General features: G+C 57.0%; 17 protein-coding genes. 11 read left to right on the forward strand and 6 right to left on the reverse strand.

Annotated elements, in window-relative coordinates; all coding sequences use genetic code 11:
• The first annotated feature begins 74 nt into the window (after positions 1-74).
• From ABRZ26_RS18585 to ABRZ26_RS18615, 7 genes are all read left to right on the forward strand, one after another.
• Entirely contained in the window at positions 75-2,303 is a 2,229-nt protein-coding gene (locus tag ABRZ26_RS18585) for a hypothetical protein (protein WP_319605612.1), read from the forward strand.
• A 2-nt stretch (positions 2,304-2,305) separates the two neighbouring features.
• Positions 2,306-3,172: a formylglycine-generating enzyme family protein gene (locus tag ABRZ26_RS18590; RefSeq protein ID WP_319605613.1), complete on the forward strand. Its 867-nt coding sequence runs from the start codon at positions 2,306-2,308 to the stop codon at positions 3,170-3,172.
• A gap of 47 nt (positions 3,173-3,219) precedes the next feature.
• Positions 3,220-4,086 (forward strand): formylglycine-generating enzyme family protein, encoded by an 867-nt coding sequence (locus tag ABRZ26_RS18595; RefSeq protein WP_319605614.1) that lies wholly within the window; start codon positions 3,220-3,222, stop codon positions 4,084-4,086.
• Between the two features lie 47 nt (positions 4,087-4,133).
• Entirely contained in the window at positions 4,134-4,991 is an 858-nt protein-coding gene (locus ABRZ26_RS18600; RefSeq protein WP_319605615.1) for a formylglycine-generating enzyme family protein, read from the forward strand.
• Between the two features lie 47 nt (positions 4,992-5,038).
• Complete coding sequence (locus ABRZ26_RS18605) at positions 5,039-5,902, forward strand: formylglycine-generating enzyme family protein (protein ID WP_319605616.1); 864 nt, start codon at positions 5,039-5,041, stop codon at positions 5,900-5,902.
• 47 nt (positions 5,903-5,949) lie between these two features.
• Positions 5,950-6,096: a hypothetical protein gene (locus ABRZ26_RS18610; RefSeq protein ID WP_319605617.1), complete on the forward strand. Its 147-nt coding sequence runs from the start codon at positions 5,950-5,952 to the stop codon at positions 6,094-6,096.
• Positions 6,097-6,346: 250 nt separating this feature from the next.
• Entirely contained in the window at positions 6,347-8,038 is a 1,692-nt protein-coding gene (locus ABRZ26_RS18615; protein ID WP_319605618.1) for an Hsp70 family protein, read from the forward strand.
• A gap of 42 nt (positions 8,039-8,080) precedes the next feature.
• On the opposite strand, the gene ABRZ26_RS18620 is transcribed toward ABRZ26_RS18615, so the two are convergent.
• Positions 8,081-10,735: a J domain-containing protein gene (locus tag ABRZ26_RS18620; protein WP_319605619.1), complete on the reverse strand. Its 2,655-nt coding sequence runs from the start codon at positions 10,733-10,735 to the stop codon at positions 8,081-8,083.
• Complete coding sequence (locus ABRZ26_RS18625) at positions 10,735-11,439, reverse strand: DUF1266 domain-containing protein (protein ID WP_319605620.1); 705 nt, start codon at positions 11,437-11,439, stop codon at positions 10,735-10,737. The genes ABRZ26_RS18620 and ABRZ26_RS18625 overlap by 1 nt, the downstream gene beginning before the upstream one ends.
• Positions 11,440-11,770: 331 nt before the next feature.
• On the opposite strand from ABRZ26_RS18625, the gene ABRZ26_RS18630 reads away from it, so the two are divergent.
• Positions 11,771-12,613 (forward strand): 23S rRNA (adenine(2030)-N(6))-methyltransferase RlmJ, encoded by an 843-nt coding sequence (locus tag ABRZ26_RS18630; protein ID WP_319605621.1) that lies wholly within the window; start codon positions 11,771-11,773, stop codon positions 12,611-12,613.
• Positions 12,614-12,646: 33 nt separating this feature from the next.
• Here ABRZ26_RS18630 and rnz read toward each other — a convergent pair whose 3' ends face one another.
• The 3 genes from rnz to ABRZ26_RS18645 all read right to left on the reverse strand — a co-directional run bounded on the left by rnz (position 12,647) and on the right by ABRZ26_RS18645 (position 15,578).
• Positions 12,647-13,561: a ribonuclease Z gene (gene rnz / locus ABRZ26_RS18635; RefSeq protein WP_319605622.1), complete on the reverse strand. Its 915-nt coding sequence runs from the start codon at positions 13,559-13,561 to the stop codon at positions 12,647-12,649.
• A 19-nt stretch (positions 13,562-13,580) separates the two neighbouring features.
• Complete coding sequence (gene rtcR, locus ABRZ26_RS18640) at positions 13,581-15,161, reverse strand: RNA repair transcriptional activator RtcR (RefSeq protein ID WP_319605623.1); 1,581 nt, start codon at positions 15,159-15,161, stop codon at positions 13,581-13,583.
• 165 nt (positions 15,162-15,326) lie between these two features.
• Complete coding sequence (locus ABRZ26_RS18645; RefSeq protein ID WP_319605624.1) at positions 15,327-15,578, reverse strand: hypothetical protein; 252 nt, start codon at positions 15,576-15,578, stop codon at positions 15,327-15,329.
• Between the two features lie 85 nt (positions 15,579-15,663).
• Here ABRZ26_RS18645 and ABRZ26_RS18650 point away from each other — a divergent pair, with 85 nt between their 5' ends.
• From ABRZ26_RS18650 to gorA, 3 genes are all read left to right on the forward strand, one after another.
• Positions 15,664-16,800 (forward strand): slipin family protein, encoded by a 1,137-nt coding sequence (locus ABRZ26_RS18650; RefSeq protein WP_319605625.1) that lies wholly within the window; start codon positions 15,664-15,666, stop codon positions 16,798-16,800.
• 51 nt (positions 16,801-16,851) lie between these two features.
• Complete coding sequence (locus tag ABRZ26_RS18655; protein WP_413556330.1) at positions 16,852-17,640, forward strand: nucleotidyltransferase domain-containing protein; 789 nt, start codon at positions 16,852-16,854, stop codon at positions 17,638-17,640.
• 166 nt (positions 17,641-17,806) lie between these two features.
• Complete coding sequence (gene gorA / locus ABRZ26_RS18660; protein WP_319605626.1) at positions 17,807-19,159, forward strand: glutathione-disulfide reductase; 1,353 nt, start codon at positions 17,807-17,809, stop codon at positions 19,157-19,159.
• 172 nt (positions 19,160-19,331) lie between these two features.
• Here gorA and katG read toward each other — a convergent pair whose 3' ends face one another.
• Positions 19,332-21,515 carry a catalase/peroxidase HPI gene (gene katG / locus ABRZ26_RS18665; RefSeq protein WP_319605627.1) on the reverse strand — a complete coding sequence of 728 codons (2,184 nt, stop codon included), beginning with the start codon at positions 21,513-21,515 and terminating at the stop codon, positions 19,332-19,334.
• Positions 21,516-21,924: the final 409 nt, after the last annotated feature.

The following is a 21,924-nucleotide window of genomic DNA, read 5'->3' on the forward strand; positions in this document are numbered from 1 at the left end:
ACGTTCTGATCATTTTTTATGCCAAAATATTGGCGTATATTTTACGAAAATTTATCAATCTTGAGGCCCATTTCATGGAAGAACAGTACACCACAATGACCAAAGCCGTACCCCAAGGTGAAGTAGTTTGTGTCCCCTCAAAACCAAGGCTGTATTTTCACCCGGACAGCGAAACGCTGTTAGCGGTAGATAGCGATGAATGCCATACGCTGGAGCAGGAAAGCAATACGCTGAACCTGCTGCTGGCTAGACGCATGGATGCCCTGCAACGCATCGAAACGTTGACTTCCGCGAGTGCTGCGCTGGACTGGACAAAAATAGTGGAACGCAATCGGTATACGGCCCAGTTGAAAGCGGAATACCAGGTGCTGGATGATGTTTGTAATCAACTCCGTAGCGAACTAGCCGACCTCTCCCCGGCCGATACTCTTCCCAAGGCCACTCTGCTGGACGAAAACAGTAAAAAGAACGCCATCGGCATCATGGAACTTATCGAAATTCATGGGGGTAAGCGCGGGGCGAAATATGTTTATGTGCGGTCGGATAAGATTAGAAGCCACTGGCGCCGCTACCGTCTGAATCGCGATGAGCAGAAAAGCGGCGGCAAGAGTTTCCTGAAAACGGTGGAATATGTCGGGGAAGACGGCCAGATGCGAACCCGTCAGAAAATTGACCCGGAGACGCTGAAAAAACAGGTGTCAACGTTGAAACCGTCCCTGAAGTTATGGGAGGCGAAACTGTTGGACGACCGCAGTGGCGTCTGGGGCCAATGGGCGCGGGAATTTAATGACAGCTTGAAAACAGACGGGTACGACGGCAAGCAGATGGCGTTCGATTCACAGGCGCAATTGATGCGCTGGGCATACGGCGCCGGGGTGAAATGCCTGCTTAACCCGTTTGAGGTGGATATTCGCACCGGAAAGCGCAGACCGATATCGGAGCTGAGCGGTAAGGTGAGCGCCTATGCCAATCTGGCGCTGGCCGAGGCGAAGAGCAGCGGAACGTTGTATCTGCCGGACAAGGCCGGGGTGAAAATTTGTTACCCGCTTGACCCGCAGAAAGTGCCGGGAGGCGGAACCGGCGTGCTCGGCACGCTGCGTTTTGACCTGACGTTGACGCTGTCGGGGAGCATCGGCGCGAGTCTGGGTATTGAGGTTGGGGTAAATATGGCGGCGGATCGGGCGAAAGGACTGCCGATGAAAGCATCGCTGGATGGCGTACCGGGTACGCGGCGGGTGGACGTGTCGAAGGCGCTGGAAGAGGTAAAACCCGGCGCGGAACTGAGCGTATTCGTAGGGGCGGAAGCCAGCGCCAATGTGTCCGGCGCGGTGATCTGGAAAAACCCGGACAATAAGGGCGAGGATAAATATAGCACGCTGGCGAAGGTGTCGCTGGGGGCAACGGTACAGGCTGGTATTGGGGGCAGCAGGGTGCTGCTGTTCAGTTATCAGGGGGGCAAGGTGCGGATACAGGTCAGCGGTGGGGTATGCTGGGGCACCGGTGGCAAGGGGGCCGTGCTGTTTGACGTCGACGGCCCGGCGATCATGACCGACTTTATGCCGTGCCTGACATATATGCTGCGCAATGCGGATTATCTCCAACTGATGCACATCATGTCGGCGGAAACCTATTACGGCTTCTGCGCCATTCCGCTGCTGGTCGGGATGTATGGGGTTAACCGACTAATTGATGGGGTGGAAGCAACATCTGAAAAATTGCAGGATAGTTTGAGAGATAGCTGGGAGGCGAAGGAGGCTCGGGTGGCGCTGATGGAGCGAATACTCAGCACCAAAGGCGACTGCCTGAAATATGCGCCGCCGGAGAGCAAAGGCGCGGCCATCGCCTCACTGATTGAAAGCAATTTCTGGGATCGGGCTGCCAGCCCCGCCAGCCATGCGGAAACGCCGTGCGAAGGCGGAACCATATTCAGCGCGCGCAAACGGGCGGTGCTGTACGTGCTGCGTTGGGTGCAGTCGAAGCGCGACTATGAAAATGTGATGCAGCATCTATCGAAAAAAGTAAGTGAAAAAGGCGATTGGCGGCAAAATGAACAACAGGTGGCGGCATTTCTGGGACAGGGAGAAACGCCGCGCACCTACGGCTCAGGCGGTTTTGTGCCGAACGCGGTCAATGTCACGATCGTGCCGAGCCACTACGCGCAGAATCTGCGGGACATTTATCAAAGCCTGCCGGACAGCGAGCGGACTCAGAGGGAGATTGAGAGCCAGTTGCCGCTGCAAGAAGTGCAGCCGATACTGATGTACAGCTGTACCAAACTTATTACGGCAATGCACGGAGCATAACGATGAACAGAAGACAATCAGGGTATTACGCGGCAATCGTGCTGACCGGGCTATTGCTGGGCGGCTGCAAGGACGAGCAAAAACAAGAGGCGGAACGGGCCGCGCTGGCGCAGACGTCGCTGGATAATATGATCATGGTAAAGGGCGGGCGTTTTCAGATGGGGGACTTCGGCCCGCTGGTGGGAGAAAAACTGCCGTTCAGCCCCGAACAGGATACCAAGCCGCTGCATTGGGTGGCGCTGTCGGACTTCCGGATGGGGAAATACCGGGTAACCTGGGGCGAATTTAACCGCTGGCTGGCGTTTCAGGGGCGGGATAAAAATGCTTATTACAAGCGCATCAGGGATAACGATGACAAGGATTTTGCCTCTGACAAGGTGAGGATTAGTGATAACTATCCGGCATCCGTAAACTGGCGCGACGCCCAAGCCTACTGCCGGTGGCTGGGGATGGAAAGCGGACGACGCATAGATTTGCCGACGGAAGCGCAGTGGGAGTACGCCGCCCGCAGCCGGGGACAGTTCTTGATCTATGCCAACAGCGATAACCGATATTACTATGGGAATGACAACGCACGGAATTTCACGCCAGTCATGAGGCCGGTGGGAAACTATGCCCCGAACCCGCTGGGTCTTTATGACATGATGGGAAATGGAACCGATTGGATTAATGACTGGTATGCGGCGGATTATTACCAACACTCGCCGGAAAAGGATCCGCAGGGGCCGAGAGAGGGTACAAAGAAAGTACAACGGGGATATCAGGGGGATCTAGATGGCGCTTATACCATCTATCGAGCCAAGCAAACTCCTGCTGATGAGAGTATAGGAAATGGCTTTCGCTGTGTCGAAAACTCGCCGTTGAAATAATGCCTGGCAAGGGGCGTATGCATAACAATGCAGGAAGCAGCATAACGATGAACAGAAGACAATCAGGATATTATGCGGCGATCGTGCTGGCCGGGCTATTGCTGGGCGGCTGCAAGGACGAGCAAAAACAAGAAGCGGAACGAGCCGCGCTGGCGCAGACGTCGCTGGATAATATGATCATGGTAAAGGGCGGGCGTTTTCAAATGGGGGACTTCGGACCGCTGGTGGGAGAAAAACTGCCGTTCACTTCTGACCAGGACAATAAGCCGCTGCACTGGGTGGCGCTGTCGGACTTCCGGATGGGGAAATACCGGGTAACCTGGGGCGAATTTAACCGCTGGATGGCGTTTCAGGGGCGGGATAAAAATGCTTATTACAAGCGCATCAGGGATAACGATGACAAGGATTTTGCCTCTGACAAGGTGAGGATTAGTGATAACTATCCGGCATCCGTAAACTGGCACGATGCCCAAGCCTACTGCCGGTGGCTGGGGATGGAAAGCGGACGACGCATAGATTTGCCGACGGAAGCGCAGTGGGAGTACGCCGCCCGCAGCCGGGGACAGTTCTTGATCTATGCCAACAGCGATAACCGATATTACGATGAGAATGACAACGCACGGAATTTCACGCCAGACCTGAAGCCGGTGGGAAGCTATGCACCCAATCCGCTCGGCCTGTATGACATGATGGGAAATGGAAGAGACTGGATCAATGACTGGTATGCGGCGGATTATTACCAGCACGCGCCGGAAAAGGATCCGCTGGGGCCGACAGAAGGAAAGGAGAAGGTTATCCGCGGGGATTTGGGCGATATTAGCAATACTTATACAGTATCAAGATTACAGCAAATTCCCTCCCATAACGGAACCGGGTATGTATTTCGTTGTGTCGAAAACTCGCCGTTGAAATAACGTCCGGCAAGGGCCGTATGCATAACAATGCAGGAAGCAGCATAACGATGAACAGAAGAAAATCAGGGTATTACGCGGCAATCGTGCTGGCCGGGCTATTGCTGGGCGGCTGCAAGGACGAGCAAAAACAAGAGGCGGAACGGGCCGCGTTGGTGCAGACGTCGCTGGATAATATGATCATGGTAAAGGGCGGACGTTTTCAGATGGGGGACTTTGGCCCCCTGGTGGGAGAAAAACTGCCGTTCAGCCCCGAACAGGATACCAAGCCGCTGCACTGGGTGGCGCTGTCGGACTTCCGGATGGGGAAATACCGGGTAACCTGGGGCGAATTTAACCGCTGGCTGGCGTTTCAGGGGCGGGATAAAAATGCTTATTACAAGCGCATCACCGACAATAAATATGCAAAATCCTTTTTACCCTATTTAGGTGATAACTATCCGGCATCTGTAAACTGGCACGATGCCCAAGCCTACTGCCGGTGGTTGGGGAAGGAAAGTGGCCGCAGCCTTGATCTGCCGACGGAAGCGCAGTGGGAGTACGCCGCCCGCAGCCGGGGACAGTTTCTTATTCTTGCCAACAGCGATAATTATTACATGATGGGCGAACCGGAAAAAAACTTTACATCAGAGCGAGCCCCAGTGGGGAGTTACTCACCAAATCCGCTTGGCCTGTATGACATGATGGGAAATGGAAGAGACTGGATCAATGACTGGTATGCGGCGGATTATTACCAGTACGCGCCGGAAAAGGATCCTCAGGGGCCGACTGAAGGACAAAAAAGGGTTGTCCGCGGATATCTGGGATCGATTGACGGAACATACACTATCTATCGGGGTAAACAGGCTCCCGCAGATGAAGGACCGGGGTATGGCTTTCGCTGTGTCGAAAACTCGCCGTTGAAATAATGCCTGGCAAGGGCCGTATGCATAACAATGCAGGAAGCAGCATAACGATGAACAGAAGACAATCAGGGTATTACGCGGCGATCGTGCTGGCCGGGTTATTGCTGGGCGGCTGCAAGGACGAGCAAAAACAAGAAGCGGAGCGGGCCGCGCTGGCGCAGACGTCGCTGGATAATATGATCATGGTAAAGGGCGGGCGTTTTCAGATGGGGGACTTCGGCCCGCTGGTGGGAGAAAAACTGCCGTTCAGCCCCGAACAGGATACCAAGCCGCTGCACTGGGTGGCGCTGTCGGACTTTCGGATGGGGAAATACCGGGTAACCTGGGGCGAATTTAACCGCTGGCTGGCGTTTCAGGGGCGGGATAAAAATGCTTATTACAAGCGCATCAGGGATAACGATGACAAGGATTTTGCCTCTGACAAGGTGAGAATTAGTGATAACTATCCGGCATCCGTAAACTGGCATGACGCTCAAGCCTACTGCCGGTGGCTGGGAACGGAAAGCGGACGACGCATAGATTTGCCGACGGAGGCGCAGTGGGAGTACGCCGCCCGCAGCCGGGGACAGTTTCTTATTCTTGCCAACAGCGATAATTATTACATGATGGGTGAACCGGAGAAGAATTTTACGTCAGATCTGAAGCCGGTGGGAAGCTATGCGCCCAATCCGCTCGGTCTGTATGACATGATGGGAAATGGAACCGATTGGGTTAATGACTGGTATGCGGCGGATTATTACCAGCACGCGCCAGAAAAGGATCCTCAGGGGCCGACTGAAGGACAGAAAAGGATTGTCCGCGGATATCTGGGATCGATTGACGGAACATACACTATTTATCGGGGTAAAAAAATTCCTTCCCATAATGGAACCGGATATGGCTTTCGCTGTGTCGAAAACTCGCCGTTGAAATAATGCCTGGCAAGGGGCGTATGCATAACAATGCAGGAAGCAGCATAACGATGAACAGAAGACAATCAGGATATTATGCGGTAATCGTGCTGGCCGGGTTATTGCTGGGCGGCTGCAAGGACGAGCAAAAACAAGAGGCGGAACGGGCCGCGTTGGCGCAGACGTCGCTGGATAATATGATCATATTGACCCGCTAATCGCTCTGCGGAGAAGGCGGCGATGAGCGCCTTCTCCGTTTCCCGCCTGCTATTTGCCCAATCTCAATCCGACGCCGCGTCAAACGCGCGTCCGCACCGATGAAAACACCGGGATCCTTTTCCGCGTCAGGCGGTTATGTTTATACTGTCGGCTATCGCTATGGCGGGTTGAAATTGATGTTGCCCCAACGCCCGGTCGTCGTCGTATCTCCCGCACATCGGTTTAATGGAATAACAAAGGAATAGCCGCATGACTCATCCCTCGCATCCTTCTCTGGCGATTGGCATCGATCTGGGAACGACCAATAGCCTGATTTGCGTCTGGCAGAACGGGAAAGCCCAGCTGATCCCGAATGCGCTGGGTGAGCATGCCACGCCGTCAGCGATCAGCGTCGACGAAGACGGCAGCATACTGGTCGGCAGACCTGCGGTTTCCCGCCTGACCACGCATCCACACCTGTCGGCGTCGCTGTTCAAACGCTATATGGGCAGTCAAAAGACCTTCAGACTCGGCGATCAAACCTTTTCGCCCACCGAGCTTTCAGCCATGGTGTTAAAGTCGCTTAAGGCGGATGCCGAAAGTTTTCTTGGCTGCGCCATTAAGGATGTGGTGATCTCGGTTCCCGCTTATTTCAGCGATGAGCAGCGAAAGCAGACGCGTTTTGCGGCGGAACTGGCGGAGTTGAACGCGGTGCGGCTGATTAATGAACCGACCGCCGCCGCGATGGCCTATGGCCTGCATACGCAGGAGCTGGGGCGGACGCTGGTGTTCGATCTGGGCGGCGGAACCTTTGACGTCACGGTGCTGGAATACGCCTTTCCGCTGATCGAAGTGCATAGTTCGGCGGGGGATAATTATCTCGGCGGCGAGGATTTCACGCAGGCGATAGTGAAAGCCTGTTTGCATCAGTGGAAACTGGATGAGCAAGCGATTCCGGCTGAGGATCTGGCCGGCTTGTATAGTCATGCCGAAGCCCTGAAATGCCGGCCGGGTTATCCTTTCACCGAACACAAGATGGATTGGCACTGGCAAGAACAAGGCTGGCCTATGGTTTCGGATGAGCCAACGATAGAAACGGCCTGGGTGCCGTTGCTGAACCGAATACGCGCGCCGATTGAACAAGCGTTGCATGATGCGCGCCTGAAGCCCGAACAACTGGATCACGTTGTGCTGGTGGGGGGAGCGTCGAAAATGACCGTTATTCAGAAGATGGTCGCCAGGCTTTTCGGCAAGCTGCCGTATCAGCATCTGGATGCCGACACGGTGGTGGCGCAGGGCGCCGCGGTGCAGGCCGCCTGTCGGCTGCGTGAACAGGATATCGAGGAAGTGATCCTGACCGATGTCTGTCCGTATACGTTAGGCATCAGAACGGCAAACGATACGCAGGACGGCCTTTTTTCGCCGATATTAGAGCGCAATACCGTCGTGCCTACCTCGCGGATAGAGACCTTCTCCACGTCTTCGCCCGGTCAGGATAACATCCGCATCGCCATCTATCAGGGGGAAAGCCCCTATGTCGCCAATAACGTTTTTATCGATGAATTCGATATGTCGATAAAACCACAGGCGTATCACCAGTCTATCGATGTTCGCTTTAGTTATGACATCAACGGACTGCTTGAAGTGGATGTTAATTTGCCGGATAGCGGAGACACCTTCACCAAGGTGATTGACCGCAGTCCGACGGGATTAAGTCAGCAGCAACAGCAGACCAGCCGACAGCGATTAAAGGCGTTGAAAATTCACCCCAGAGATAATCTGATCAACCGCAATTTACTGGCTCGGCTGGAGAAGGCCTGGGCGCAGTCCCGGACGGATGAGCGCGCGCTGGTCGGCGCCTGGCTACGTGAGTTCGAGCAGCGGCTGGCGCAACAGAATACGCCGGCGATTGAAGAGACGCGGCGGCGCATTGAGCAAAGCCTGGATGAAATAAAACGGTAATTCGATAAAGCGGCACACGGCTGTACCGCTTTATCGGGCGGCTCAGGATGCGTCGCGCGCCTGCGATTGCGGCGGGCCATATTTATTCCACTGCTTCGAACCGGGCGAGAGTAGCGGGAGCAAGAGAAATATCGGCAACAGCATCGCCACGAACGCCCCCGTTCGCGGCGAGGCCATCCCCATATCATTAAATCGCCGACTTGTTGCGATAAACATATTGCAGATTATCAGCAATGACGTCATAAAGAGGTGAAAGGGGGTGTCCAGGGGGAGCCAGGAGCCTGCGTGGCTGATAAGCATGCTGCCCAGCCCGGCCTGAAGCAGATATCCGCGGCGATTGAGGCGGGTGTCGATGCGCCAGAACTGCCATGCGTGACTCGCTTTGGCCGACGTATCCCTAAACCCGCTTTCCCGTTGTTCAGTCAGTTGCAGCAAGATTCTGGCTATCAGCCGCAGGGCGATATCTTCATGCGGATCGTTGACGCATGCCAGCAAAAACGTCTGGTCGCTATTAATCGGTAACGCGTCGTCCCGCATAGACATACGGTGGAGGATGTCGCCTGTTTGCCTGGCCTTTTTATCCCCGGAAAGCTGTTTTAACAGCGCTGGAAAGTTGCGTGACGGCCCGGCAAGCAGCGCATTTCTGATTTGCTCCTCCAGTTCGGTTTTGACCTCCAGTTGTTCCAGGTGGCGGCGATGCTGTTCGGCTGATTTTCCTTCGTCCAGAAATGCGTAAAGGGCATGGAAGAAAAGCTGATAAATAACCGGGGATTGCGCCAGCGTTGCCGGCCAGCGCCGGTTTTCACGGTAGAAACCGGCGGCGGTGGAAAAAAGGGTGCTTTCCTGATTATCGATATATTCTTCCGGCGACACCGGCAGCTTCAGCCAACAGTGGTAATGCAACGGATCGCTCAGCGTCAATCGTTGCGTCAACGTCGTGACAGGCCCTTCCTGCTGATTGTCCGTCTCATCGAATAGCTTAACGAGCGAATAGGCCGGGTGGGCGGGCGCAGACTGGGGCAGCGCCGATCTGGCGGCGGCGATGATGTCATCCTGCGGATCGTTGAGCATGATGATCAAGAGGATGGCCAGCCGCAACGCATCCCGGGCGCTGATATTTTCTCCGGCCTTGGCAAGATCAATCTCCACCTCCGGCAGCAGATCGGCCAGACAATCTTTTATCGGTTCAATCCGCTGCTGCGGCAATTCGCCGTTATAAAGTTTCCGCAGGCTGGCCGGCGGCAAGGCGCGAAATTGCCGCAGCCAGACCTGAGCCTGCTGCCAACTGGCGGAATTTACCTCGGTGAACGCTTCGGGCAGCGGGGATGCCGCATCGGTCAGCCAATGGGTAAACGACTGAATAATCGCCGATGACGCCAGCCAGGACAGCCGCTGCGCCGCCTGCGCCTGCAATCCCTGGAGAATCAGCGCGTGCAGCGGGTCTTCCGGCAGCGGTTGATCGAGGATGTCCTGCAACAGGCGCTCATCGCCCAGCGTCAGCATGCAGGCATGCCAGTAGAGCGTCTGGGTGATGTCGGCGCCGTCGTTTTGCAACAGGTGGCGGTAAATGGGCAATACATCCTGCCTGCCCAGCTTCCACAATATATAGTCTTGCGCCTGCGGGTTCGGCGACTGCTGTAGCGCCTGCCCCCAACGCGTCATCATTTGCGTATTCTGTTGCGCGATAAAGAAGCGTTGTTGCGGCGCATCAATCGGCAGTCCCGCCAGATCCGGTGCCGGCGTAGGGTTGAACGACTGAATCAGCAAGGGCAGCAGATCGTTCTGATAGCGGGCGCACCAGCTCAGCAGCCACTGTTCGGCTTGCGCATGACCGTTACGCTGATACAGCCTGAGCCAAAGCGTCAAGGCCTGTCGCTCGTCGCTGCACAGGGAACAGTGGCGGGCGGCAAGATACAGCCAGTCATCGTCTTCCGGGTTTTCCGCCATCTGTTGCAGGCAGTAATCCCGCAACTGGGCGCAGGGCTCTTCCGCATGGCTGTGCCAGCGGGCTAAGCGGCGCATCAAGTCCGGGGTATCGGGCCAGTAAATGGTTGTGGCGCTGCGCAGGTGGGCTTTCAGCATAAACCGCGGACGGTTCCAGAACAGACCGTTGCCCTGCTGAAAGTAGAAAATCGTTTGCAACTGCGCCGGCAGACTAAGGTGCGATAAAAGTGAAAAATCGAACAGGTCGTCTTGCTCAAGCGAGTCCAGAAAGTCTCTGATCTCCTCCGTTGGGGCCTCGGCCAGTTCGTCCAGACGCTGTTGCCAGCGCATACGATCGGCCAGTATCCGGGCGCAGCGGTTTGACAGGCCGGGCTCCTGATAAAGACGTTGCAGCATGGGCCAGCGGAGACGATCAATCACGTCGACATCGTGCTGGTTCAGCAAATGAATATAATGCTGCCAATATTGCGCGACGCACCGCTGCGCCGGATTGCTCAGCAGTTGGTCGAAGGCGACCTGTAGCGGCGTTAATTCACTATCGGCTTGCGGGGAGACGGCTTCGTCTTTCGCGTGCTCTTCCGGCGGCGTTTGCGCCAGTTTACAGGCGGTATCGTAGGCCTGACGCAGCCGTTTGAAGCCCTCAGGATCGGTTTCCGGGTGGAATTTCGGCACCGTTTGCCGATAAGCCTGACGAATAATGTCCAGGTCTTGCGTTGGCTCAATGCCTAACAACTGCCAGCACTGGGTGTCCATTATATTTCTGCTCCCGATAGCGACTCAGGTTTGTCTATTTGTAAGATATCCATATCCCAGTCGAGGTCATGCACCGGACTGTCGGGATGGGTGTAGAGCGAGCCGATTTGGTTGATGTAGTTAGACGTCTGGGTGTAATGGCTATAGGCATAACGTTGCAGCGTCGGATCGTCTTCATCCGAGGCGAGCCAGTAGGTGCGGCCAACGAAAAACGCGGCGAAATAATTCTGCCAACTGCGGTAGTAGTAGCGGGCGCGGTCGGCCAATCGGGTATGGATCCACAGGCTTTCCGTTTCGTTCAACCATCCGTTTAACACGCCAATCCGGCTCAGAAAGCTCATTCTCCCCAGATCCCAGGCGCGTATGCCGCCTTCGCCGCACAGCGCCGCCGTTTCGCCGACCAGCGTCATCACCGCCTGCTGCTCCGGCGGTTGATGAGCGCAGTAATCCTGCCACTCCGCCAGTGATACGTGGTGCCACAGAAAATAATGGTACGCCAGATGCTCCGCATGACCGTCATCGGTCATTCTGTTGATCATGGCGATCAACGCCTCACGGGTATCGATTCCCCAGGAACTGTTAATCTCAGCATCCGTTCCTGGCGGATAAAACGAATGATCGCGGTAATTGGCGGTACATTGGATATTAAGCGCAACCATCGGCGCGGAAAGCGCCAGTAACCAACGCTCATTTTCAGGTTCCATGTCAGTTAATGTCCCATTTCATCACTTGTGGCGGAAAATCGTACTTCATGTTGGTGAATATCGATAGCTTTCTATAGGTTAAAAGCGGCGATGTTTAAAATAAAAGTAATAAAAATCATATTGAAGCCGGTGGTTCTCCATCGGTATGGCGCCGAGGCCGTATTGTGAGGATATTTTTCCCGACAGACCGTTTATACTGTGCGCTATGGCTTTTCTTTCCTGTTTACTGTGTTTTCTGGCGCGTTGAGGTCGCTGCGGGCCGACATGGGGGAATAAAAAAGCATTAACTGATTTTTCTCATAAGATATCTCACCGGAAAGCAAGAGTCGCTATGCTAAGTTACCGCCATAGTTTTCACGCCGGCAATCATGCCGATGTAGTGAAACACACCGTTCAGAGCCTGATCATCACCGCGCTGAAAGAAAAAGAAAAACCCTTCCTGTATCTGGATACCCACGCGGGCGCCGGACGCTATCAATTGAGCGGCGAGCATGCGGAGCGCACCGGCGAATATCTGGACGGTATCGCTAAAATCTGGCAGCGCGACGATATCCCCGACGAGCTTGCCCCTTACATGCAGGCGGTTCGCACCTATAACCATAACGGTCAGTTGCGCTATTACCCCGGTTCTCCGCTGATTGCCCGCCAGCTGCTGCGCGAGCAGGACAAAATTCATCTGACGGAGCTGCATCCGAGCGATTTTCCGCTGTTGCGCAATGAATTTCAGAAAGATGCCCGCGCTAAAGTCTTACGCGAAGACGGCTACCAGCAACTGAAGTCGCAGCTGCCGCCGCTGTCGCGTCGCGGTTTTGTGCTAATCGACCCGCCGTATGAACTGAAGACGGATTACCAGGCGGTGGTTAAAGGTATTCAGGAAGGTCATCGGCGTTTCGCCACCGGGGTGTTCGCCCTGTGGTATCCGGTGGTGCTGCGTCAGCAGATTAAACGGCTGCTGAAAGATCTGGAGGCAACCGGCATCCGCAATATCCTGCAAATTGAGCTGGCGGTGCTGCCGGACAGCGATCGGCACGGCATGACGGCTTCCGGAATGATTGTGATTAATCCGCCGTGGAAGCTGAAAGCGCAAATGGAAAACGTGCTGCCCTGGCTGCACAAGGCGCTGTCGCCGGCCGGCACCGGACACATCAGCGTTGAACAGATCGTGCCGGAATAATTCGGCGGACTAACCGCCCTGCGGCGCAGGGCATTAAACCCGGAACGTCGTCAGGTCGGCGGCTATCTCCGTGGCCGGGAAAATCGCCCGGCACTCCGCCAACAGCCGTTCGCTGTCTTCCTTACCGTATCGCGCGCTGATGTGGGTGATGATCAAACGCCCCGCACCGGCTTCCCGAGCCAGCGTCGCCGCCTGCTCCGTCGTGGAATGGCCGCGCTTGTTGGCGCTCTCGGCCATATTGGCCTCCATCGTCGCTTCGTGTACCATCACATCCACCCCGGCGGCCAGCAAGCGTCCGGCTTCCGACGGGCGGGTATCGCCGAATATCGCGAGCGATCGGCCCGGCGTGGACGGCCCGAGGTAATCGGCGCCGTTTAAGGTACGCCCGTCCTCCAGCGTGACGGATTCGCCTCGCTTCAATTGCTGAAACCAGGGGCCGGAGCGAATGCCCTCTTGGGTTAGCCGCGCGACGTCCAGCGCGCCGGGTTTAGGCCGCTCTTCGATGCGATAGCCGACGCAGGTCAGCGTGTGCGACATCGGATAAGCCGTCACTACGCGGCGCTCGTCTTCACAGACCGCGCCGGATATGATCTCGACCACTTCCAGGGGATAGGTGAGATAAGAGCCGCTCAGGCTCAGCGCATTGTCGATAAAGGTTTTCAGCCCGGCGGGGCCGTAGAGCGTCAGCGGCGTCTGACAACCGACCATCGAGCGGGAGCACAGCAGGCCGGGCAGTCCAAACAGATGATCGCCGTGTAGGTGCGTGATGAAAATTTTCTCGATCTTGCCGGCGCTTAAACGCGTATGCAGCATCTGATGCTGCGTGCCTTCTCCGCAGTCGAACAGCCAGAAGGCGGAGCGCGAGTCTTGCAGGTTCAGCGCCAGGCTGGTTACGTTGCGCCCTTTCGTCGGGATGCCCGCGCTGGTGCCTAAAAATATCAGTTCCATGGTGAAACGCTCCGATCAATTAACTTTGTTTGACGTCTTCCCAGCATAAATCGAACCGCGCCAGATACTTGCGCAGCCGGTCGGCGTCGTTCGGGTTTTTTTTCTGCTGACGAGAGACGGCGAATAGCCGGCGGCCCGCTTCCGACAGGCTGCTGGCCTGACGGCACACGCTCAGCACGCTTTCCAACTGGAGACGGTCGAACAGATCGCATTCGCCGACGCTCTCCGGCAGTGGCGCGCGCTCGGCGTCGCCGGGCGTCCACTGCCGCCGCAGGCGCGAGATTTCTTCGTCGACCAGCGCGGGGGTAATGCGACCGTTTTCGGCCAATGTCGCCATTCTGACCACGCTGGCGCTCAATTCTCGGAAATTGCCGCGCCACGGAGCCTGCGGCGAGCAGGCGAATCCCACAAATCGCTGGCGCGCTTCGCGGTCGAAACGGACTTGCAGCTGCTGCGTCTGCGCAAAGCGCTGTAGCTCAAAGTCGATATTCGGCTCGATATCTTCACGCCGCTCCGCCAAGCCGGGGAGGGGAAAGGTCCACATATTGATGCGGGCATAGAGATCGTCACGAAAACGGCCGGCTGCGACCCAGCTCGGCATATCGCGATGCGTACCGGCGATCAGTTGAAAATCGCTGCTGACTTCCTTATCCGAACCGAAGGGAAAGAAGGTTTTTTCTTCAATCGCTTTCAGCAGCATGGCCTGCTCATCCAGACCCAGTTCGCCGATTTCATCCAGAAACAGTATGCCGCCGTCCGCTTCCCTCAGCAGTCCGGTTCGCGCCTGCTGTGCGCCGGTAAACGCGCCCCGCGCGTGTCCGAAGAGCGTCGACATCGCATTGTCGCCCCGCAGCGTCGCGCAGTTGACGGCGACGAAGCGCCCGGAAACCTGATGGCGAGCGGCTTTTAATTCGTAGATGCGCCGCGCCAGAAAGGATTTTCCCGCGCCGGTCGGGCCGGTGAGCAACAACGGCGCGGAAGAACGCAGCGCGACGCGCTCGATTTGGTCGATCAACGCGTTGTACGCCGCGTTGCGCGTCTCAATGCCCGCTTTCAAAAACGAAGCCGAAGCCTGCTGCTCCCGTTGAAAGCGGCTCGTCAGCGTCGCGTAACGGCTGAGATCCAGATCGATAATCGAATAGACGCCGGCCGGGGAAGGCGTGCCTTCACGGGAAGCCGGACTGGTCTGCAACAGGCAGGCCGGCAGGTAGCGCGCCTCCGTCAGCAGAAACCAACAGATCTGCGCCACGTGGGTGCCGGTGGTGATATGCACCAGATACTCTTCGTTCTCGGTGTCGAACGGATAGCGGGCGGCGAAGTCGAGGTACGCGGTGTAGACCTCCTCAAAATCCCAGGCGTCTAGCAAATCGACGGCATGCAAACGCACTTCGGTTGCGGGCGACAGCTCGGCGATGTCCGCCTGAACCTGTTCCGCCAGACCGATGTGGCGCGGCGGATACATGAGTTCCAGCCGGTCCACCGGCAAATCGGGCTGTTGGCACAGTGCGACGGTCGGCCGCCATTTATTCAAGCGGTTGGCCCGTTTGCCGCGTTTATCCAGGACGGTGCCTAGCGTGCCGATCACCACTCTGCGCTTCATACTTATCCTTATTTATAAATTCTTATCTATAAGAATAATCCATTCGTGCAGGTCAGAATAGCATGGTATTAGCGCAATAAATTAAAAAATGATAATTATCAGCATCTTATAATTTTTTCGGCGAATTCCTTCCTGTTGGCACGCTTCTGGCAATACCTCTCTCGTCTACACGCTGGTTTTGCAGTGGTTCAGCGCCACGCCGGCATTCAAGGAGCGGCTTCGCGCCGCTTTCCTGTGGATGTTCCGCCGGCCGTAGCCGACTCGATAAATGGTTAACTCGGCTTCGAATCCCGAATATCGCACCTCGATATTAATAATTGAAAAAAATAACCCTCCCGCAACCGGGAAGTTGACGGTTGCCTCACGGGAAGACCGACCGACGCGCCGGGCGGCAGGCAGAAGACTGAGTCGTTCCATCAGGAACCCTGAGTTTTCCCCCTGCGGCTTCGCCCCGACGTCCGTCTCCCTGTGTGCCGGAGGGCTCATCAGGAGAAAGAAATTAATGTTTAAGTCCATAACAATTCGTAAAGGTCAGTTGGGTTTAGTGAGCAAAGACGGCGATTACCTGCGGGTATTGGAAGCGGGTCGACACCGTATTCCCCGCTGGTTTAATCGACAGAAAATCGACGTCGTGTCTCTGAATGGTTCTGAAGTGCCGGCGCCTCTGGACGACTACCTGCGCCAGTACCATCCGGAGTGGGTAAAGCAGTTTTGTCTGGATGTGGTGTTGCCGGAAGAGGCGATCGGGCTTCGCTATGATCATGATGTGCTACAGGAAATCCTGCCGCCCGCCACGCGCCGGCTTTACTGGCGTAAGGATGAGCATCAGCGCGTCGAACTGGTGAAAACCGACGACATCCGGGTGCCGGACGCGCTCGTGTCCGCGTTGTTGCAGCCGACGCTGCGCCAGCGACACGTGATTGGGCATGCCGGCGTCTTGCTGGCGCAGGTGCCGGCCTGGCATCTGGGCCTCTTGAAGGTCGATGGGGCGGCGCAAGAATTGCTGCCGCCGGGCGTAAGCGGCTACTGGCGTTTTAATCACAGCGTCGAGGTGGAGCTGGTGGATACCCGTCAGCAGGCGCTGGAAGTGAGCGGACAGGAGATTTTGACGCGCGATAAGGTCAACCTGCGGCTGAATCTGGTGGCCAACTGGCGCTACAGCGATGTTTTGACGGCGTTCGGTCAGTTAACGAAACCGGTGGATTCGTTGTACCGCGAGCTACAGTTCGCATTGCGTGAAGCCGTGGGAACCCGCACGCTGGATGAACTGCTGGAAAACAAGCAAATCATCGATGAACGGGTCAACGCGCAGGTCCGTGAAAAAATGGCGGGTTACGGCATCGACGTGGTTTCTCTGGGCGTGAAGGACATCGTGCTGCCGGGCGATATGAAAACCATCCTGTCTCAGGTGGTGGAAGCGGAAAAGGCGGCGCAGGCCAACGTGATACGACGCCGGGAAGAAACGTCGGCGACGCGTTCCCTGCTGAATACCGCCAAGGTGATGGAGAACAACCCGGTCGCGCTGCGCTTGAAAGAGCTGGAAACGCTGGAGCGCGTGGCGGAACGCATCGATAAAATCTCCGTGTACGGCGGGTTGGATCAGGTGTTGAACGGATTGGTGAATTTAAAGGGCGCGTAGTCCGCCGCGGGGCGGCGGCGACGTTTCTAACGGGAGGATAGGGATATGACATTGGCATCTCAGGGCGTCAGCGAAATGATGACGCATCAGATAAACGAGGCGCTGGACGAGGTGGAGCGGACGTTCGATGTCCGCATCCTGTACGCCTGTGAATCCGGCAGCCGCGGCTGGGGATTCGCATCGCCGGACAGTGATTATGATGTCCGATTCATCTACGTTCATCCGCCGGAATGGTATCTGCGGGTTGAACCGCAGCGTGACGTGATCGAATGTCCGCTGACTGCGGAGCTGGACGTGTGCGGTTGGGAATTGCGAAAGGCGTTGGCGCTATTGAAGCGGGGCAATCCTACCCTTATCGAGTGGTTGGATTCGCCGGTGGTCTACCGGCAGGAGGATGTCGCCACAGACCGGCTGCGACAGTTGCTCCCCGGCTGCTTTTCCGCGCTCAAGGCGAGTCATCATTACCTCTCCATCGCGGGCAAAAACTTTCGCACCTATTTGCAGGATGAGCGCGTGCGGCTGAAAAAGTATTTTTACGTGCTGCGATCGCTGCTGGCGGTGCAGTGGATTGCACAGGGAAAGGGGGCGCCGCCCATGCAGTTCGAGGTTCTGCTTAACGCGATGGTAACGGACTCTGCGCTGCTGGAGGAGGTTGGTGCGCTGCTGAAAATAAAACGCAGCGCGGTAGAAACGGATACGGTGGCGCGGCAACCGCATCTCCATGCGTTTATCGCGCGATCGCTGGAGAGCGCGGCAGTGACATCGCAAACGGCGAAGGACGAACGCATCAATGCCGCGTTGGATCGCCTGCTGTTTGAGACCGTGCTGACAGGCGTTTGACGTTGCGCGAGGCCCCGTAAGGCGGCCTCGCCTATTTCATTGATTTCAAAAATCGTCGCAAGGCGCTTTGCGTTTCGGACTACAATCAGGCTGCGATCTTTGCCGGAATAAGATATCTGGCATTACACTCTATATAACTTTTTATTCACACAATTTGGATCTCTCAATGACTAAACATTATGACTATCTCGCCATTGGCGGCGGCAGCGGCGGCATTGCCTCCATTAACCGTGCGGCCATGTACGGCAAGAAATGCGCGTTGATTGAAGCCAAATATCTGGGCGGGACCTGTGTGAACGTAGGCTGCGTACCGAAAAAGGTGATGTGGCATGCAGCGCAGATCGCCGAGGCGATCCATCAGTACGGCCCGGATTACGGCTTTGATACCACGGTTAACCGGTTTGACTGGGGGACGCTGATCAAAAATCGCAGCGCCTATATTGACCGTATTCACCAGTCTTACGATAACGTGCTGGGTAAAAACAAGGTGGACGTGATTCAGGGCTTCGCCCGCTTTGTCGATGCCCATACCGTCGAGGTAAACGGCGAAAAAATCACCGCCGACCATATTCTGATCGCCACCGGCGGCCGTCCGACGCGCCCGGATGTACCCGGCGCCGAATACGGCATCGACTCCGACGGATTCTTTGAGCTGGATGCGCTGCCGCAGCGCGTCGCCGTCGTCGGCGCCGGCTATATCGCGGTTGAACTTGCCGGCGTGGTGAACGCGCTGGGATCGGAAACGCACCTGTTTGTGCGTAAACAGTCGCCGCTGCGCAGTTTCGACCCGCTGATTGTCGAGACGCTGGTCGAGGTGATGAACAGCGAGGGGCCGACGCTGCATACCGGCTCGATTCCCAAAACCGTGGTGAAAAATGCCGACGGCAGCCTGACGCTGCAACTGGAAAACGGCAGCGAACAAACCGTCGATTGCCTGATTTGGGCCATCGGCCGCGAGCCGGCGACGGATAACCTCAACCTGAGCGCGGTCGATGTCGCGCTGGATGAAAAAGGCTATATCCAGGTCGATCGCTTCCAGAATACCAGCGTGCCGGGCATTTACGCCGTGGGCGACAATACCGGCGCGGTAGAGCTGACTCCGGTCGCCGTCGCCGCCGGCCGCCGTTTGTCGGAGCGTCTGTTTAATAACAAACCTGATGAGCACCTGGATTACAGCAACATTCCGACCGTGGTATTCAGCCATCCGCCGATCGGCACCGTCGGGCTGACCGAACCGCAGGCGCGCGAACAGTACGGCGACGATAAAGTGAAGGTGTACACCTCTTCCTTTACCGCCATGTACACCGCCGTAACCCAGCATCGCCAGCCGTGCCGCATGAAGCTGGTGTGCGTCGGCAAAGAAGAGAAGATTGTCGGCATCCACGGTATTGGCCTGGGTATGGATGAGATGCTGCAAGGTTTTGCGGTGGCGCTGAAGATGGGCGCGACCAAAAAGGACTTCGACAACACGGTGGCTATCCACCCCACCTCCGCGGAAGAGTTTGTCACCATGCGCTGAGAGAGAGACGCAGCAAACGCGTTCTGAACAGGCGCCCTGATAATGTGATTATCAGGGCGTTTTTTTATGCCGGGCCAACCGACGCGGGATAGACAAAGCGGATTGGACGGAAAGAAAAACCGACCGGTGTGTTGCACCGGTCGGGGGGAACTACGCGTTGCGGCCTGCGTGATTACGCCAGATCAAAGCGATCCAGGTTCATCACTTTGTGCCAGGCGGCGACAAAGTCCTGTACGAACTTCGCCTGAGCATCCGCGCTGGCATACACTTCCGCCAGGGCGCGCAACTGGGCGTTGGAACCGAACACCAGATCGGCGCGCGTCGCGTTCCATTTCACTTCTCCGCTGTGGCGATCGCGTCCTTCATAGCGGTTTTCGCCCGGCGAAACGGCTTGCCACGTGGTGCTCATATCCAGCAGGTTGACGAAGAAATCGTTGGTCAGCGTGCCGGGGCGATGAGTAAAGATACCGTTGTCGGAGCCGTCGGCGTTGATGTTGATCGCACGCAGGCCGCCAATCAGCACGGTCAGCTCGGGCGCGGTCAGCGTCAGCAACTGGGCCTTATCGATCAGCGCCGCCTCGGCGGGCGTCGCCAGTCCGGCCGCCTCGTAGTTGCGGAAACCGTCCGCGGCCGGCTCAAGTTTGGCGAAGGAATCAATGTCCGTCTGTTCCTGCGAGGCATCGGTGCGGCCGGGCGCGAACGGCACCGTTACCGCATAGCCTGCCGCCTGCGCCGCCTGTTCGATGCCGGCGTTGCCCGCCAGCACGATCAGATCCGCCAGCGAGACCTGTTTACCGTCGCTCGCTTCCTGATTGAAGTTGCGCTGGATGGCTTCCAAAGTACTCAGCACTCTGGCCAGTTTTTCCGGCTGGTTGACCTCCCAGTCCTTCTGCGGCGCCAGACGTATGCGTGCGCCGTTGGCGCCGCCGCGCTTGTCGCCGCCGCGGAAGGTGGAGGCCGAGGCCCAGGCGGTACCGACCAGCTCGGACAGGGTCAGACCCGACTCCAGCGCTCTGGTCTTGAGCGTCGCGGCGTCCGTTTCGTCAATCAGAGAATGATTGACGGCAGGCAGCGGATCCTGCCAAATCAGCTCTTCGCCGGGAATTTCCGGACCGAGATAGCGCGAGCGCGGCCCCATGTCGCGGTGGGTCAGCTTGAACCAGGCGCGGGCGAACGCCTCGGCGAAAGATTGCGGATCTTCCAGGAATCGACGCGAGATTTTCTCGTAGATCGGATCAACGCGCAGCGACAGATCGGTCGTCAGCATGGTCGGCTTACGCTTTTTCGCCGGATCGTGCGGGTCGGGAATGATCGCTTCGGCGTCCTGAGCTTCCCATTGGATCAGGCCGGCCGGGCTGCGGGTCTGGACCCATTCATATTTGAATAAGTTTTCGAAGAAGTAGTTGCTCCACTGCGCCGGCGTCTGCGTCCAGATGACTTCCAGGCCGCTGCCGATGGCGTCGTTGCCGTGTCCGGTGCCGTAATCGCTCGCCCAGCCCAGGCCCTGCGCCTCCAGACCGGCCGCTTCAGGATCCGCGCCTTTGTGAGATTCGGGCGCCGCGCCGTGGGTTTTGCCGAAGGTATGGCCGCCGGCGATCAGCGCCACGGTTTCTTCGTCGTTCATCCCCATGCGTGCGAAAGTTACGCGGATAGCGTGAGCGGCGGCAATCGCATCGCCGCTGGAGTTTGGACCTTCCGGATTGACGTAAATCAGGCCCATCTCGGTGGCGCCGAGTTTCTCATCCAGTTTGTCGGCCGGCCGGTGGGCAAGCCACGAGTTTTCGGAACCCCAGTTGACGTCCTGATCCGGCTCCCAGGTGTCTTCACGGCCGCCGCCGAAACCGAAGGTGCGGAATCCCATGGTCTCCAGCGCGACGTTGCCGGTCAGAATAAACAGGTCGGCCCAGGAGATCGCCTGGCCGTATTTTTGCTTGATCGGCCACAGCAGGCGACGGGATTTGTCGATGTTGACGTTGTCCGGCCACGCGTTCAGCGGCGCGAAACGCTGCTGGCCGCGACCGCCGCCGCCGCGTCCGTCCGCGGCGCGGTAGGTGCCGGCGCTGTGCCACGCCATGCGAATGAACTGCGGGCCGTAGTGGCCGAAGTCAGCGGGCCACCAATCTTGCGAGTCGGTCATCAGCTTGCGCAGGTCGTTTTTCAGCGCCTGATAATCCAGCTTTTTGAAGGCTTCACGGTAGTTGAAGGCCGGATCCAGCGGATTCGATCGCGATGAGTGCTGGCTCAGCAGATCGACGTGCAGTTGATTCGGCCACCAGTCGCGGTTGGTGGTGCCGGCGGCCGATGTGTCTTTGCCGGCGGCGCCGTGTCCGAACGGGCATTTCGCTTCAGTTGACATAATATCCCTTTCCTCTGTTTTTGCGTAATTAGCTATCCGGTCTTGTCGGGCTGCCGGGTTTCTGATGCTGAGCACGACAATGTTCTTGTTGACGTTGCTGCCTGTGTCGCAGGCCGGTCCTCCCGCACTGCCTGTTGCGGCCCTCGCGTGCGGTAAACGGCCTGCCGCGATGCTTTCATGATCGACACGCTTCAAGGGTGCGCTTGCTTGTTCGGGCGATCGTCCGATTAACGGTGATTCATCTTATAGTTTGTCCGGTTATAGATAAAATCGAATAAGATTAATGTTGTGATAGTCATTGGCTATCTTGAGCGATCCGACTAGGCGCATAACGACCCGCTTACGTATTGTTCCCGCCTCTGCGGCATGGCGGTTGGCGGGGTCGTTCGGGCGGTATCATCGGCGCAGG

The organism is Brenneria sp. L4-2C, assembly GCF_040240335.1.
Taxonomy (GTDB): domain Bacteria; phylum Pseudomonadota; class Gammaproteobacteria; order Enterobacterales; family Enterobacteriaceae; genus Brenneria.